This is a genomic window from Streptomyces sp. S186 (assembly GCF_051603415.1).
Taxonomy (GTDB): Bacteria; Actinomycetota; Actinomycetes; order Streptomycetales; family Streptomycetaceae; genus Streptomyces.
Genome location: NZ_CP193932.1, coordinates 4,623,094 through 4,637,511 on the forward strand (window position 1 = coordinate 4,623,094; position 14,418 = coordinate 4,637,511).

At 70.8% G+C, this 14,418-nt stretch carries 18 protein-coding genes and 4 tRNA genes; 16 read left to right on the top strand and 6 right to left on the bottom strand.

Translation table 11 applies throughout. The annotated features are described in order from the left end of the window. Positions 1-52: 52 nt before the first annotated feature. From htpX to ACRAS8_RS19895, 3 genes are all read left to right on the top strand, one after another. Entirely contained in the window at positions 53-919 is an 867-nt protein-coding gene (gene htpX, locus ACRAS8_RS19885; protein WP_438487374.1) for a zinc metalloprotease HtpX, read from the top strand. Positions 920-1,005: 86 nt separating this feature from the next. Beyond that, the gene (locus ACRAS8_RS19890) at positions 1,006-1,398 is read left to right on the top strand and encodes a YccF domain-containing protein (RefSeq protein WP_438487375.1); all 393 of its coding nucleotides are present in this window, start codon (positions 1,006-1,008) and stop codon (positions 1,396-1,398) included. A 195-nt stretch (positions 1,399-1,593) separates the two neighbouring features. Further along, positions 1,594-2,004, top strand: a complete 411-nt coding sequence (locus ACRAS8_RS19895) for a hypothetical protein (protein WP_438487376.1) — start codon at positions 1,594-1,596, stop codon at positions 2,002-2,004. A 218-nt stretch (positions 2,005-2,222) separates the two neighbouring features. Here ACRAS8_RS19895 and ACRAS8_RS19900 read toward each other — a convergent pair whose 3' ends face one another. Both ACRAS8_RS19900 and ACRAS8_RS19905 read right to left on the bottom strand, forming a co-directional pair. Further along, a complete protein-coding gene (locus tag ACRAS8_RS19900) occupies positions 2,223-2,498 on the bottom strand; it encodes a hypothetical protein (protein WP_438487377.1) in 276 nt (91 codons plus the stop codon). 229 nt (positions 2,499-2,727) lie between these two features. Next, positions 2,728-3,216, bottom strand: a complete 489-nt coding sequence (locus ACRAS8_RS19905) for a YajQ family cyclic di-GMP-binding protein (RefSeq protein WP_221905384.1) — start codon at positions 3,214-3,216, stop codon at positions 2,728-2,730. Between the two features lie 189 nt (positions 3,217-3,405). On the opposite strand from ACRAS8_RS19905, the gene ACRAS8_RS19910 reads away from it, so the two are divergent. Next, a tRNA-Tyr gene (locus ACRAS8_RS19910) sits at positions 3,406-3,487 on the top strand. A gap of 284 nt (positions 3,488-3,771) precedes the next feature. Beyond that, complete coding sequence (locus ACRAS8_RS19915; protein ID WP_438487378.1) at positions 3,772-4,053, top strand: zinc-binding dehydrogenase; 282 nt, start codon at positions 3,772-3,774, stop codon at positions 4,051-4,053. 90 nt (positions 4,054-4,143) lie between these two features. Here the strand turns inward: ACRAS8_RS19915 and ACRAS8_RS19920 are convergent, their stop codons facing one another. Further along, positions 4,144-4,806 (bottom strand): NAD(P)H-binding protein, encoded by a 663-nt coding sequence (locus ACRAS8_RS19920; protein WP_438487379.1) that lies wholly within the window; start codon positions 4,804-4,806, stop codon positions 4,144-4,146. A gap of 126 nt (positions 4,807-4,932) precedes the next feature. Next, positions 4,933-6,186 (bottom strand): amidohydrolase family protein, encoded by a 1,254-nt coding sequence (locus tag ACRAS8_RS19925; RefSeq protein WP_438487380.1) that lies wholly within the window; start codon positions 6,184-6,186, stop codon positions 4,933-4,935. 181 nt (positions 6,187-6,367) lie between these two features. On the opposite strand from ACRAS8_RS19925, the gene ACRAS8_RS19930 reads away from it, so the two are divergent. From ACRAS8_RS19930 to ACRAS8_RS19955, 6 genes are all read left to right on the top strand, one after another. After that, positions 6,368-6,440: transfer RNA gene (locus ACRAS8_RS19930), tRNA-Thr, on the top strand. 47 nt (positions 6,441-6,487) lie between these two features. Next, positions 6,488-6,560 (top strand) — tRNA-Met (locus ACRAS8_RS19935). 89 nt (positions 6,561-6,649) lie between these two features. Then, on the top strand, positions 6,650-6,814 hold the full coding sequence (gene rpmG, locus ACRAS8_RS19940) for a 50S ribosomal protein L33 (RefSeq protein WP_003956487.1): 165 nt from the start codon (positions 6,650-6,652) through the stop codon (positions 6,812-6,814). An 85-nt stretch (positions 6,815-6,899) separates the two neighbouring features. Then, the gene (locus ACRAS8_RS19945; protein ID WP_018538775.1) at positions 6,900-7,352 is read left to right on the top strand and encodes a MaoC family dehydratase N-terminal domain-containing protein; all 453 of its coding nucleotides are present in this window, start codon (positions 6,900-6,902) and stop codon (positions 7,350-7,352) included. 1 nt (position 7,353) lies between these two features. Further along, a complete protein-coding gene (locus ACRAS8_RS19950) occupies positions 7,354-7,788 on the top strand; it encodes a MaoC family dehydratase (RefSeq protein WP_438487381.1) in 435 nt (144 codons plus the stop codon). Positions 7,789-7,847: 59 nt separating this feature from the next. After that, positions 7,848-8,912: a UDP-N-acetylmuramate dehydrogenase gene (locus ACRAS8_RS19955; RefSeq protein WP_438487382.1), complete on the top strand. Its 1,065-nt coding sequence runs from the start codon at positions 7,848-7,850 to the stop codon at positions 8,910-8,912. Positions 8,913-8,951: 39 nt separating this feature from the next. On the opposite strand, the gene ACRAS8_RS19960 is transcribed toward ACRAS8_RS19955, so the two are convergent. After that, the gene (locus ACRAS8_RS19960; RefSeq protein ID WP_438487383.1) at positions 8,952-9,980 is read right to left on the bottom strand and encodes an adenosine deaminase; all 1,029 of its coding nucleotides are present in this window, start codon (positions 9,978-9,980) and stop codon (positions 8,952-8,954) included. A 126-nt stretch (positions 9,981-10,106) separates the two neighbouring features. Then, a complete protein-coding gene (locus ACRAS8_RS19965; RefSeq protein WP_438487384.1) occupies positions 10,107-11,342 on the bottom strand; it encodes a pyridoxal phosphate-dependent aminotransferase in 1,236 nt (411 codons plus the stop codon). Positions 11,343-11,530: 188 nt separating this feature from the next. On the opposite strand from ACRAS8_RS19965, the gene ACRAS8_RS19970 reads away from it, so the two are divergent. The 5 genes from ACRAS8_RS19970 (at position 11,531) to rplA (ending at position 14,375) form a co-directional block, all read left to right on the top strand. Beyond that, positions 11,531-11,603, top strand: a tRNA-Trp gene (locus ACRAS8_RS19970). A gap of 107 nt (positions 11,604-11,710) precedes the next feature. Next, positions 11,711-12,007, top strand: coding sequence for a preprotein translocase subunit SecE (gene secE, locus ACRAS8_RS19975; protein ID WP_018538770.1), 297 nt, complete (start codon positions 11,711-11,713; stop codon positions 12,005-12,007). 72 nt (positions 12,008-12,079) lie between these two features. Next, on the top strand, positions 12,080-12,973 hold the full coding sequence (gene nusG / locus ACRAS8_RS19980) for a transcription termination/antitermination protein NusG (RefSeq protein WP_438487385.1): 894 nt from the start codon (positions 12,080-12,082) through the stop codon (positions 12,971-12,973). 168 nt (positions 12,974-13,141) lie between these two features. Continuing rightward, the gene (gene rplK / locus ACRAS8_RS19985) at positions 13,142-13,576 is read left to right on the top strand and encodes a 50S ribosomal protein L11 (RefSeq protein WP_085925679.1); all 435 of its coding nucleotides are present in this window, start codon (positions 13,142-13,144) and stop codon (positions 13,574-13,576) included. Positions 13,577-13,658: 82 nt separating this feature from the next. Beyond that, positions 13,659-14,375: a 50S ribosomal protein L1 gene (gene rplA / locus ACRAS8_RS19990; RefSeq protein WP_438487386.1), complete on the top strand. Its 717-nt coding sequence runs from the start codon at positions 13,659-13,661 to the stop codon at positions 14,373-14,375. Positions 14,376-14,418: the final 43 nt, after the last annotated feature.

A 14,418-nucleotide genomic window follows, 5' to 3' on the forward strand; every position in this document is an offset into this window, starting at 1 on the left:
GTGGAGAAACGAAGCAAAGGGTTCCCCTGCCGCACCACTTGGAGGGCGTACCGTGCACCGCCGGCACAACGGGCTCAGGACCGCCGTACTCCTCGGGGGACTGTCCGCACTCATCATCGCCATCGGCAGCGTCTTCGGCCGGACGGGCCTGATCATCGCTGTCCTCGTAGCGCTGGCCACCAACGCCTACGCCTACTGGAACAGCGACAAGCTCGCCCTGCGCGCGATGCGGGCCCGCCCGGTCAGCGAGTTCGAGGCCCCACAGCTCTACCGCATGGTCCGCGAGCTCTCCACCGCCGCCCGCCAGCCCATGCCCCGGCTCTACCTCTCCCCGACCCAGGCGCCCAACGCCTTCGCCACCGGCCGCAACCCCCGCAACGCCGCCGTCTGCTGCACCGACGGCATCCTCCGGATCCTCGACGAGCGCGAACTGCGCGGCGTCATCGGCCATGAGCTCAGCCACGTCTACAACCGCGACATCCTCATCTCCTCCGTGGCCGGCGCCCTGGCCTCGGTCGTGATGTTCCTGGTCAACTTCGCCTGGCTGATCCCCTTCGGCCGCTCCGACGACGACGAGGGCCCCGGCCTCGTCGGCATGCTGCTGATCATGATCCTCGGCCCGGTGGCCGCCTCGCTGATCCAGCTCGCCGTCAGCCGCTCCCGCGAATACCAGGCCGACGCCTCCGGCGCCCAGCTCACCGGCGATCCGCTCGCCCTGGCCTCCGCGCTCCGCAAACTGGAGATCGGCACCCAGCAGCTCCCGCTGCCCCCCGAACCCCGCCTGGAGACCGCCGGCCACATGATGATCGCCAACCCGTTCCGCCCCGGCGAGGGCCTCTCCCGCCTCTTCTCCACCCACCCCCCGATGCGCGAACGCATCGCCCGGCTGGAGCAGATGGCCGGCCCCCACCGCCCCTGAGCGCCCGGGACGCAACGTTCCCCGTGCTCACCGGCGTCTAGGACGGCGGAACCCCCTCCCGACCCGCCCCTGGAAGGCTGCCGCTCATGAAGTTCGTCCTCAACATCCTCTGGCTGATCCTCAGCGGCTTCTGGATGGCACTCGGGTACGTCCTCGCGGGCGTGATCTGCTGCGTCCTCATCGTCACGATTCCCTTTGGCATCGCCTCGTTCCGCATCGCCGGCTACGCCCTGTGGCCCTTCGGCCGGACGACCGTGGAGCGCCACGACGCCGGCGCCGGCTCGGCGCTCGGGAACGTGCTCTGGATCATCTTCGCCGGCTGGTGGCTGGCCCTGGGCCACATCGCGACCGGCGTCGCCCAGTGCGTGACGATCATCGGCATCCCGCTCGGCATCGCCAACTTCAAGATGATCCCGATCTCCCTGCTCCCCCTCGGCCGCGAAATCGTCCCCACCGACCAGCCCTTCGCCACCCGCTGACCGGGCAGCCCCGCACCGCACCCGCATCGAACCGCATCGCACCGATCCGCCCACTCGAAAATTCCGGAAGCCCGAAACCGAACAAATCGGGGCATGTGCGGGAATTCCATTCTTCAAATTTCCGCTATTCCCGCGTTTCACCCGATTGGCCGTCCTCGGGGCGAAATCTACCGTCGACGTGTGCATGGTGGTTCCATGAACACAACGCGAATGAATCGCCAGCAGAAAACCGTTTCTCGAATATTCGCGGTCGGTGCCGCCCTGGGCATCGCGCTCGCGGCGGGGGCGCCGACGGCCGCCTTCGCCGCCGGGAAGCCCGACCCGAACGGGAGCAAGGGCAGCAGCCACTCCAGTCACTCCAGCGGCAGCCACTCCACGGCCGCCAAGCCGGACCCGACCGACAAGGACAGCGCCGACAAGGACAGCGCCGGCAAGGGCAGTTCCAAGCACGGCGCCGACAAGGACAAGGGTGGTTCCCGAGGCGACGACGAGGACTGGGGCTTCTTTGAGCGGGGCCACCTGGGCGGCGACCACGGAAAAGGCGGCGGCCACGGCGAAGGCGATGAAGGCGACTGCAAGGGACTCATCGTCCTTCTCTGCGCGTGACGGAATTTCCGCAGACGCGGGGGTGGGGCGGGGCGGAGCAGGAGCCGCGCGAATAATTCGCCCTCTTCTCCCGCCTCGCCTCTCGCCCAAAGCCGAAATGTGACGCCGGAATTCCCATCGGCGCTTATCGCCGCGCTTCCGTTCCCCTCCCCGTGATTCCCTCCTGCAAATAACGCCGCGCCCCCGGAGCGCATTGCTCCGGGGGCGCGGCGCCTGGCTCAGTGGCCGCCTCTCCGACCGCTCGACACGCTGGTGTTGGCGTTGCCGCCGGCACGCTGATTGACCTTGGTGATCCGCTTGTGGTTGTCGATGTAGAGGTCCGTACGGCAACCCTCCGGGGGCGGGAAGAGGAGGTTGAGGCTGAACGACGGCGTGCACCGCACGTTCTCGAAGAAGCCGTCACCCCCGCCCCCGGCGTTGGCCGTCCCCGCCACCGACAGCAGCAACGCACCGGCGCCCAGGGCGCCCGCGATCACACGCAATGCCTTTCCCACGACGGAACATCCTTCCTGTCCTGGTCCCGGGCCGTTGCCGGGATCGTTGCGATAACGAAGCGGCAAAGCGTTGATCACGAAGCGTTGGTCCGTCGCGGTGACGGCCCGGGCAGCACACCGGGCGGACCGTCGGACTGTTCCGGAAATGCCGACGGGGCGGCGCGCTCCCGTGTCGCGCCGCCCCATCGGCTCGCTGCGTGAGGCCCCCGCCGGGGGCGCTCAGCGGTGGTCAGCGGTAGTTGACGAACTGGATCGCGAAGTCCAGGTCCTTGCCGCGCAGCAGCTGCTGGACGGCCTGGAGGTCGTCCCGGCTCTTGGAGCTGACGCGCAGCTCGTCGCCCTGCACCTGCGCCTTGACGCCCTTCGGCCCCTCATCGCGGATGATCTTGGCGACCTTCTTCGCGTTCTCCTGCGAGATGCCCTCCTGCATCGACGCGGAGATCTTGTACTCCTTGCCCGACGCCTGCGGCTCGCCGGCGTCCAGCGCCTTCAGCGAGATGCCTCGCTTGACCAGCTTGGACTGGAAGATGTCCAGGACGGCCTTCACCCGCTCCTCGGCGTTGGCCCGCATCTCGATCTTCTCGCCCGACCACTGGATCGACGCGTCCACGCCCTTGAAGTCGTAGCGCTGCGAGATCTCCTTGGCGGCCTGGTTGAGGGCGTTGTCGACCTCCTGCCGCTCGACCTTCGAGACGATGTCGAAACTGGAGTCGGCCATCGTGAGTTGGCTCCTCGTACGTAGATCCATCAGAGATGCGGCCCTTCCCGGACCGCCTGCCCAGCCTAGCCACCCGGCCAAGATCCATCGCTTCGGAAGCGAGTGGCAGACCACCCCCTGCCATCGGGTATGGTTTACGTCGTTGCTGGCGAGCACCGCCCCACAGCGGGACTCCTGACGACACAACCCGGCGGTGTGCCCGAGCGGCCAAAGGGAGCAGACTGTAAATCTGTCGGCTATGCCTACCCAGGTTCGAATCCTGGCGCCGCCACAGCCATGAAAACCCCTGAATCGTAGGAATACGGTTCAGGGGTTTTTGCTGTGCCCTCTTTCGTGTGGGGTCACGGACCGGGGAATCCGCCGCCCGCCGGCGTGTCGCGCGGCCGGCTGGGCCTACGGCGTCCCGGGCGCGGCCCCGGCGGCCGGCGGCGCGGCGGGGCGCTGGGGCTCCAGTCAGTTCAGGAACCGCCGGCGAGGGCTGACCGACCCACTGCTGTGTTCTTCCACTCATCGAGGAGAGCCGGAATGCGACGCGTACGCTACTACGAGTGACGCGTGCGCCACTACGAGTACGGCGGGCCCGACGTCCTGACCATCGACTCGGTCCGCAGGAGCACCTCGCTCGCCCTGAAGCCGGTCGCCGGATTCTCCCTGCCGGCCTGGCGCGCGGCCGCCCCGGAGCAGGCCCGCGCCGAGAGGGCCGAACTGGCCGGCCACGCCGCGGCCGGCCGGCTCCGCACCGCCGTGCACGCGCGCTTCCCGCTGGCCGACGCGCCCGCCGTCCACCGGCTCATCGAGGAGCGCTCGCACCTCGGCCGGATCCTCGTCCTGCCGTAGGCCCTGTCACCGAACTCCCGCCTGCCGCCCGGGCGGACGACGGGAGTCGGGAGTCGGGAGTCCGACGACAGGCCCCAGCCGCGCCGCGGTTCAGTGCGACGCCACGTTCCGCACCGCGTCCGTCACCGGCACGTCCCCGCCGATCAGCTCCAGCGTCCGCCCGATCGTGCCCGGCTCGTCCAGCAGCGCCGCCAGGACGGCCGCCACGTCGTCCCGCGGGACCGCGCCGCGCCCGGTGGCGTCGGCCAGCGTCACCTGGCCGGTGCCGGGATCGTCGGTGAGCCGCCCGGGCCGCAGGATCGTCCAGTTCAGCCCGGCCCGGGCCCGTACGTCGGCGTCCGCGGCGCCCTTGGCCCGCAGATAGGCCGCGAAGACCGGGTCGGTGCCCTCCGGGGGCTCCCGGTCCGCGCCCATCGCCGAGACGACCACGAAGCGCCGCACCCCGGCCGCCTCGGCGGCGTCCGCGAACAGCGTCGCCGCGCCGCGGTCCACCGTGTCCTTGCGCGCGGCGCCGCTGCCCGGCCCGGCGCCCGCCGCGAAGACGGCCGCGTCCGCGCCCTCCAAGTGCCGGGCGACATCGGCCACCGACGCCGACTCCAGGTCGCAGACCACCGGTTCGGCACCCGCGGCCAGCAGGTCGCCGGCCTGTTCCGGCCGTCGGATGATCCCCGCCACCTCGTCCCCGCGCGCATGCAGCAACCGCTCCAGCCGCAGCGCGATCTGACCATGTCCACCTGCGATGACAATGCGCATGCTGCCGACCGTACGCCCAACCGCCCCGACACACCGGGGGACAGGTCCCGGACCGGCCGTCAAACCCCCGCCTGCCGCCCGCCGTCGGCCCTCCACCCGCACGCCCGACGGCCCCAGCGACCGGCCCTAACGCTGCGACTGCCGGGGCAACTCCAGCGCCACGTCCACCGAGTCGCAGTACTCGCGCACCGCGCTGGTGCGCGCCACCACCCGCCCCCGGTGCACCACGATCCGGCTGTACGCCAGCGACAGCACCCCGGCGATCCGCTCCCCGCGCACCGCCAGCAACTCCGCCGGGAATCCCGCCTCGACGCGCACCTCCGGCAGCCCCAGCGTCGCCCGCGCCGCCGAACTCACCGTCTCGTAGGCCGCCTCGGGCGTCGCCTCGCCCAGGGACGCCAGCAGGTACGCGGCCTCCAACGGGTCGCCGCGCCCGACCGGGTTCGCCGCGTCCCGCAGCGCCCCGCTGCCCGCCGCCACCCGGACGCCGGCCGCCCGCAGCAGCCGCACCGGCGCCGGCCGCGACACCCGGTTGCCGTTCCGTTCCAGCCCCGTGCAGTCGCCCTGCGGCAGGCAGACGACCGCCACGTCGGCCGCCGCCAGTTGCTCCGCGACCCGCGCCGCCACGCTCCGCGGCATCCGCGCCATCCCGGCACACGGCCCGATCGCCACCCCCGGCCGCAGCCCGCCGCACATCGTCGCGACCCGCGCCAGTCGCGCCGGGTCGTCGCCGTCGGTGTGCAGGTCCACCGGGCAGCTGTGCTCCCCGGCCATCTCCAGGACGGTCTCCACGTACCCGGTCGGGTCGGGGTCCAGGTCCGGGCAGCCGCCGATCACCGTGGCGCCCATCTTGACCGCGTCCCGCAGCATCGCCAGCCCGTTCGCGCCGGCCACCCCGGTCAGCACCCGCGGCACCGCCACCGCCGCCAGATCCGCCAGCCCGCGCAGCGCCCGCCGCGCCTGGAGCACCGCCTCCAGCGCCCGCAGCCCCTGGACGCCGCCGATCCGCACATGGCTCCGGGAGGCCGTGGCGCCGTGCCCGAGCTGGAGCAGCGCCGCCTCGGTCGTACGGCGCTGGACGTCCTCGGCGGAGTCGGAGGCGGGCCCCTCGGCGTCCGCGGTCAGGGCGGTGTCGCAGTGCGCGTGCGGTTCGGCGGGGGCCGGGAGCAGCAGATAGCCGGCGAGGTCCACCCGGGCGCCCTGCGGCGCGAGGCTGCCGGCCGTGCCGACCGCCTCGATGCGCCCGCCGCCGAGCCGGACGTCCACGGTGCGGCCGTCGGCGAGCCGGGCGCCGCACAGGACCAGCGCGCCGGAATCCGGCCGGGTGTACCGGCCGGCACCCCCCGGCTTCCCCGGCTGCGGTGAACTGTTGTCGGACATCGCGCTCCTCGAAGCCACGGCGTGCAAGATCACGCGGCGTGGATCCGAGCCTAGGGCGCGGCCCGGAGAGCTTCGCGCAGGCGCGAAATAGTCGTACCGGTGTGGTGCGGGGGGCTGCTGGGGCGCGACGCGGATACGGATTTCACGTTTGGCGGCGGGCCGTGTAATGTCTTCATCGCTCGCCCCAATAGCTCAGTCGGCAGAGCGTCTCCATGGTAAGGAGAAGGTCAACGGTTCGATTCCGTTTTGGGGCTCTGATGTGTGGGGGACCCCGTCCTCGGACGGGGAACTCCCGCATCACAGCGGTGTAGCTCAGTCGGTAGAGCAAGCGGCTCATAATCGCTGTGTCACCGGTTCAAGTCCGGTCACCGCTACTGACAGTAGCCGATTGTGGGGTCGGTCCTCCGGTCGGCTACTCTTCTATGCGTTCGTATCGACTATCCGTCCGTCAAGGAGCACTCACGTGGCTGCCACCGACGTCCGCCCGAAGATCACGCTGGCCTGCGTGGAGTGCAAGGAGCGGAACTACATCACCAAGAAGAACCGGCGCAACAACCCGGACCGCCTTGAGATGAAGAAGCACTGCCCCCGCTGTAACTCGCACACCGCGCACCGCGAGACGCGATAACTCAGGCTCGTCCATGAGGCCGTCCCCATTTCCTGGGGGCGGCCTCACGGCTTTGGCACCATCAGTTCAGGGAGGTTGCGAGCCCATGGCGCTCGACCAGTCATTCGTCGGACGCACATACCCGCCCACCGATCCGTACGAGGTCGGCCGGGAAAAGATCCGCGAATTCGCCGAGGCGATCGGTGACCCCAACCCCGCCTACACCGACACCGAAGCCGCCAAGGCCCTCGGTCACCCCGATGTGATCGCGCCGCCGACTTTTGTGTTCGCCATCACGTTCAAGGCCGCCGGGCAGGTCGTCGCCGACCCGCAACTCGGTCTGGACTACAGCCGCGTGGTCCACGGCGACCAGAAGTTCGCCTACCGCCGGCCGGTGCGCGCCGGCGACCGGCTGACCGTGACCTCCACCATCGAAGCGATCCGGTCCATGGCCGGCAACGAGGTCATCGACATCCGCGGCGAGGTGCACGACGAGGCCGGTGAGCACGTCGTGACCGCTCTCACCAAGCTCGTCGCCCGGCCCGCTGAGGAGTCCTGAGATGCCCGCGAAGATCGCCTACGACGACGTCGAGGTCGGCACCGAGCTCCCCGCGCAGACCTTCCCCGTGACCCGCGCCACCCTCGTCCAGTACGCCGGCGCCTCAGGGGACTTCAACCCGATCCACTGGAACGAGAAGTTCGCCAAGGAGGTCGGACTGCCGGACGTCATCGCGCACGGCATGTTCACCATGGCCTCGGCGGTCCGGGTGGTCACCGACTGGGTCGGCGACCCGGGCGCGGTCGCCGAGTACGGCGTGCGCTTCACCAAGCCCGTCGTCGTCCCCAACGACGGGACCGGCGCGCTGATCGAGGTCAGCGCCACGGTCGCGGCCAAGCTCGACGACGCGGAGCGCACGGTGCGGATCGACCTCACCGCCAAGAGCGCAGGCCAGAAGGTGCTCGGCATGGCCCGCGCCGTGGCCCGGCTCGCCTGACGGAGTCGCGTGGGGCGGCCGGCCCGGCGCCGCCGGACCGCCCCCGTACCCTTGGGCGCGTGCAGGAACGCCACGTAACAGAGAACGCCCCCCTCGCCCCGCTGACCACCTTCCGTCTCGGCGGCCCCGCGAGCCGGCTCGTCACGGCCACCACCGACGACGAGGTGATCGCGGCCGTCCGCGAAGCCGACGAGGCCGGCACCCCGCTGCTGATCATCGGCGGCGGCAGCAACCTCGTCATCGGTGACAAGGGCTTCGACGGCACCGCCCTGCGCATCGCCACCCGCGGCGTCGCCCTCGACGGCACGGCCCTGGAGCTCGCCGCGGGCGAGAACTGGTCGGACGCCGTCGCCCGCACCGTCGAGGCCGGACTGGCCGGCGTCGAGTGCCTGGCCGGCATCCCCGGCTCGGCCGGCGCCACCCCGATCCAGAACGTCGGCGCCTACGGACAGGACGTCTCCGAGACCCTCACCGAGGTCGTCGCCTACGACCGCCGCACCGGTGAAACGGTGACCCTCTCCAACGAGGAGTGCGGCTTCTCGTACCGCCACAGCCGCTTCAAGCAGCACCCCGGGCGGTTCGTGGTGCTGCGCGTCCGCTTCGCCCTGGAGGACGCGGACGGCCTCTCCGCGCCCCTGAGGTACGACCAGACGGCCCGCGCCCTCGGTGTCGGCACCGGCGACCGGGTGCCGCTGACCGTCGCCCGCAAGACCGTCCTGGCGCTCCGGGCGAGCAAGGGCATGGTGCTGGACCCGGAGGACCACGACACCTGGTCGGCCGGCTCCTTCTTCACCAACCCCGTCCTCACCGGGGCCGAGCACGCCGAGCTCGTCCGCCGGGTCCGCGACCGGCTCGGCCCCGGCATCGCGCCGCCCGCCTTCCCGGACGGCGACGGCCGGGTGAAGACCTCCGCCGCCTGGCTCATCGACCGGGCCGGTTTCACCAAGGGCTACGGCAGCGGCCCGGCCCGGATCTCCACCAAGCACACCCTCGCCCTCACCAACCGCGGCCGGGCCACCACCGAGGACCTGCTCGCCCTGGCCCGCGAGGTCCGCGACGGGGTCCGGGACGCCTTCGGGGTCACCCTCGTCAACGAACCGGTGACGGTCGGCGTCAGCCTGTAGGGCGCGTCCGCCCCGGGCCCGCGGCCGTCCGCCGGCCCGCTACGGCACCGGGGCGGCCAGCCAGGCGTCGATATCCGCCAGCGCCGTCCGCCGCAGCTCCCCGGGCGCCCGGGAGGCGCGCACGGACTGCCGGGCCAGCTCGGCGAGTTCGGCGTCGGTGAAGGCGTGCGCGCCGCGGGCGATCTCGTACTGGGCGGCCAGCCGCGAACCGAACAGCAGCGGGTCGTCGGCGCCCAGCGCCATCGGGACGCCCGCCTCGAAGAACGTCCGCAGCGGTACGTCCTCCGGTTTCCCGTAGACGCCCAGCGCGACATTCGACGCCGGGCACACCTCGCAGGTCACCCCGTGGGCCGCCAGCCGGCGCAGCAGCTCCGGGTCCTCCGCGGCCCGCACCCCGTGCCCGATCCGGCCGGCGTGCAGATCGTCCAGGCAGTCCCGGACGCTGGCCGGCCCGGACAGCTCGCCGCCGTGCGGCGCCGACAGCAGGCCGCCGTCCCGGGCGATGGCGAAGGCCCGGTCGAAGTCCCGGGCCAGGCCCCGCCGTTCGTCGTTGGAGAGCCCGAAGCCGACCACCCCGCGGTCGGCGTGGCGCACCGCCAGCCGGGCCAGCGTACGGGCGTCCAGCGGGTGCTTCACGCGGTTCGCGGCGACCAGCACCCGGATGCCCAGCCCGGTGTCCCGGGAGGCCCGCTCCACCGCGTCCAGGATGATCTCCATGGCCGGGATCAGCCCGCCCAGCCGCGGCGCGTACGAGGTCGGGTCGACCTGGATCTCCAGCCACCGCGAGCCGTCCCGGACGTCCTCCTCGGCGGCCTCCCGCACCAGCCGCTGGATGTCCTCGGGCGTCCGCAGGCAGGACCGCGCGATGTCGTAGAGCCGCTGGAAGCGGAACCAGCCGCGCTCGTCCGTGGCGCTCAGCCGGGGCGGTGTGCCGCTGGTCAGCGCGTCCGGGAGGTGGACGCCGTACTTGTCGGCGAGGTCCAGCAGGGTCGCCGGCCGCATCGAGCCGGTGAAGTGCAGGTGCAGATGGGCCTTCGGCAGTTGACGCAGATCACGAACACGCTCCATCCCGAGATACTGCCGCACCCGCGCCCCGCGGCATAGGCCCCGCCCCGAACGAAGGGACCCCCGCAAAAGCGTGCGGGGCCGGACGAACCGCCCGGCCCCGCACGCTCAGTGGTCCCGAACGCCCCGCTACTTGGCGTCCGCCAGCAGCTTCTGGATCCGGGAGACGCCCTCGACCAGGTCCTCGTCGCCCAGCGCGTACGAAAGCCGCAGGTAGCCGGGGGTGCCGAACGCCTCACCCGGGACGACGGCGACCTCCGCCTCCTCCAGGATCAGCTCGGCCAGCTCGACGCTGGACCGCGGCCGCCTGCCGCGGATCTCCTTGCCCAGCAGCCCCTTCACCGACGGGTAGGCGTAGAACGCGCCCTCCGGCTCCGGGCACAGCACGCCGTCGATCTCGTTGAGCATCCGCACGATGGTCTTCCGGCGCCGGTCGAAGGCCACCTTCATCTCCTCGACGGCCGCCAGGTCGCCGCTGACCGCCGCGATGGCCGCGGCCTGCGCCACGTTGGAGACGTTGGAGGTGGCGTGCGACTGGAGGTTGGTGGCCGCCTTGACGACGTCCTTGGGGCCGATCGCCCAGCCCACCCGCCAGCCGGTCATCGCGTACGTCTTCGCCACACCGTTGACGACGATGCACTTGTCGCGCAGCTCCGGCACCACGACCGGCAGTGACGAGAACTCCGCGTCGCCGTAGACCAGGTGCTCGTAGATCTCGTCGGTCAGCACCCACAGGCCGTGCTCCGCGGCCCAGCGGCCGACCGCCTCGACCTGCTCGCGCGGGTAGACCGCGCCGGTCGGGTTCGACGGCGAGACGAACAGCAGCACCTTGGTGCGCTCGGTGCGGGCCGCCTCCAGCTGCTCGACGGTCACGCGGTAGCCGGTGGTCTCGTCGGCGACGACCTCGACCGGCACGCCGCCCGCGAGCCGGATCGACTCGGGGTAGGTGGTCCAGTACGGCGCCGGCACGATGACCTCGTCACCCGGGTCCAGGACGGCGGCGAACGCCTCGTAGATGGCCTGCTTGCCACCGTTGGTGACGAGGACGTTCGCGGCCTCGATCTCGTAGCCGGAGTCGCGCAGGGTCTTCGCGACGATCGCGGCCTTCAGCTCGGGGAGCCCGCCGGCGGGCGTGTAGCGGTGGAACTTCGGGTTCCGGCACGCCTCGACCGCCGCCTCGACGATGTAGTCGGGCGTGGGGAAGTCGGGCTCGCCGGCGCCGAAGCCGATCACCGGGCGCCCGGCGGCCTTGAGGGCCTTGGCCTTGGCGTCGACGGCGAGGGTGGCGGACTCGGAGATCGAACCGACGCGGACGGAGACCCGGCGGTCGGCGGGGGACGATGCGGAGGGAGTGGCAGCGCTCATAGGGGCATCGTCGCAGACCGCCGACGGCCCCGGCACACGGGTTTGCGGGGCGGTACGGGAGGTTCCTGTTCGACGCCCGGCCCCGAAGCACGTACACTCGCTGACCGTTGGCTCCCATCGGGTCGCCGCGGCGTACGGCACACGACATAGTGCAGTCGCCCGCATGCGGTAGGTTGGGGGAACCACAAAGGGTCGTAGCTCAATTGGTAGAGCACTGGTCTCCAAAACCAGCGGTTGGGGGTTCAAGTCCCTCCGGCCCTGCTACACGCACCGATTCACCGAGTGCGTGCACGCGTACGTACGAAATGCACCGCCGTGCGGCCGGGCCGGGCGCGGCACGGCCACGACCCGGATTCAGGTGAGGACGAGTGACGGACGCCCTGGGCTCCATCGACATGCCTGAGCGCGGTCGTTCCGAGGACGAGACCACGGAATCCCAGAAGAAGCCCCGCCGCGGCGGCAAGCGCGGCAAGAAGGGGCCCTTCGCGCGTCTCGCGCTCTTCTACCGCCAGATCATCGCGGAGCTCCGCAAGGTCGTCTGGCCCACCCGCAGCCAGCTGTCGTCGTACACCACCGTGGTGATCGTCTTCGTAGCCATCATCATTGGTCTCGTAACCGTGATTGACTTGGGAATCAACCGAGTCGTCGGGTACGTCTTCGGCTGATCCCGCGGAGGGTTGCCTCTGCGGACGGCCCTTCGCACGTTCAACCCCTTGAAGCAAGGAAGAAGCAGCCACGTGTCTGACCCGAACCTGAACGACGCCACCGAGCCCGTCGCGGCTGCAGAGGCCGAGGTCGACGAGGCCGTCCCGGCCGAGGTCGAGGGGGACGCGGCGGCCATCGCTGACGAGACTGCGGCCATCGCTGACGAAGAGGGCGCCGCGGAGACCGCCGAGGACGCCGAGGACGTCGACGAGCTGGACGCCGAGGACGCCGCCGCCGGCGAATCCGCCGAGTCCGCCGACGAGAACGAGGCCGCGGAGGCTTCCGAGGACGCCGAGGAGCAGGAGCCGGCCGACCCGGTGGCCGCCCTCCGCGACGAGCTGCGCGGGCTCCCCGGCGAGTGGTACGTCATCCACACCTACGCCGGCTACGAGAACCGCGTGAAGACCAACCTCGAACAGCGCGCCGTCTCGCTGAACGTCGAGGACTACATCTTCCAGGCCGAGGTGCCGCAGGAAGAGGTCGTGCAGATCAAGAACGGCGACCGCCGCACCGTCCGCCAGAACAAGCTTCCGGGTTACGTCCTGGTGCGCATGGACCTGACGAACGAGTCCTGGGGCGTCGTCCGCAACACCCCGGGCGTCACCGGCTTCGTCGGCAACGCCTACGACCCCTACCCGCTGACCCTGGACGAGATCGTCAAGATGCTCGCCCCGGAGGCCGAGGAGAAGGCCGCCAAGGAGGCCGCCGCGGCCGAGGGCAAGCCGGCGCCGTCCCGCAAGGTCGAGGTCCAGGTCCTGGACTTCGAGGTGGGCGACTCCGTCACCGTCACCGACGGCCCGTTCGCGACGCTCCAGGCCACGATCAACGAGATCAACGCCGACTCGAAGAAGGTCAAGGGCCTGGTCGAGATCTTCGGCCGCGAGACCCCGGTCGAGCTGAGCTTCGACCAGATCCAGAAGAACTGACGTCTTCCGGACCTTCGGCCACCGACCAGGTCAGACCGGCACAGAGCTGGTCTGACCTGCGCGGTTTTCAGCTGCGCGACGATACCCGTTATCGTTGTGCGGTATGCCTCCATCCGGATGATCCGGATCGCGGGGCGAACCTCACTCTCACTAGGACCCGGAGAGAGCATGCCTCCCAAGAAGAAGAAGGTCACGGGGCTGATCAAGCTCCAGATCCAGGCCGGTGCCGCCAACCCGGCCCCGCCGGTCGGCCCCGCGCTGGGTCAGCACGGCGTCAACATCATGGAGTTCTGCAAGGCCTACAACGCCGCGACCGAGTCGCAGCGTGGCATGGTCGTGCCGGTGGAGATCACGGTCTACGAGGACCGTTCCTTCACCTTCATCACCAAGACCCCGCCGGCCGCGAAGCTCATCCTGAAGGCCGCGGGCGTGGAGAAGGGCTCCGGCGAGCCGCACAAGACCAAGGTCGCCAAGATCACCGAGGCGCAGGTCCGCGAGATCGCCACCACCAAGATGCCCGACCTGAACGCCAACGACCTGGACGCCGCGTCGAAGATCATCGCCGGCACCGCCCGTTCCATGGGCATCACGGTCGAGGGCTGAGCCCCAGCCCACAAGGCACCTCCGTGGCAGGGCCAGGCGCTGGTCCGTACCACGACTCCACCCCACTGCATCAGGAGCAGAAGTGAAGCGCAGCAAGACTCTTCGCAACGCGGACGCGAAGATCGACCGGGAGCGGCTCTACGCCCCGCTCGAGGCCGTCCGTCTCGCCAAGGACACCGCGTCCGCCAAGTTCGACGCGACCGTCGAGGTCGCCATGCGTCTGGGTGTCGACCCGCGCAAGGCCGACCAGATGGTCCGTGGCACCGTGAACCTCCCGCACGGCACCGGTAAGACCGCCCGGGTCCTGGTCTTCGCGACCGGTGACCGTGCTGCGGCCGCGGAGGCCGCCGGCGCCGACATCGTCGGCTCGGACGAACTGATCGACGAGGTCTCCAAGGGCCGCCTGGACTTCGACGCCGTCGTCGCCACCCCGGACCTCATGGGCAAGGTCGGCCGCCTCGGCCGCGTGCTCGGTCCCCGTGGTCTGATGCCGAACCCGAAGACCGGCACCGTCACCCCGGATGTCGCCAAGGCCGTCACCGACATCAAGGGCGGCAAGATCGAGTTCCGCGTCGACAAGCACGCGAACCTCCACTTCATCATCGGCAAGGTGTCCTTCGACGACGCCAAGCTGGTGGAGAACTACGCCGCGGCGCTGGAGGAGATCACCCGTCTGAAGCCGTCCGCCGCCAAGGGCCGCTACATCAAGAAGACGACGATCACCACCACCATGGGCCCCGGCATCCCGGTGGACAGCAACCGCACCCGCAACCTCCTCGTCGAGGACGAGGCCGTCTGATCGTTTCGATCGATGCCTCGTAGCGCGTGACGCGTGACGACAG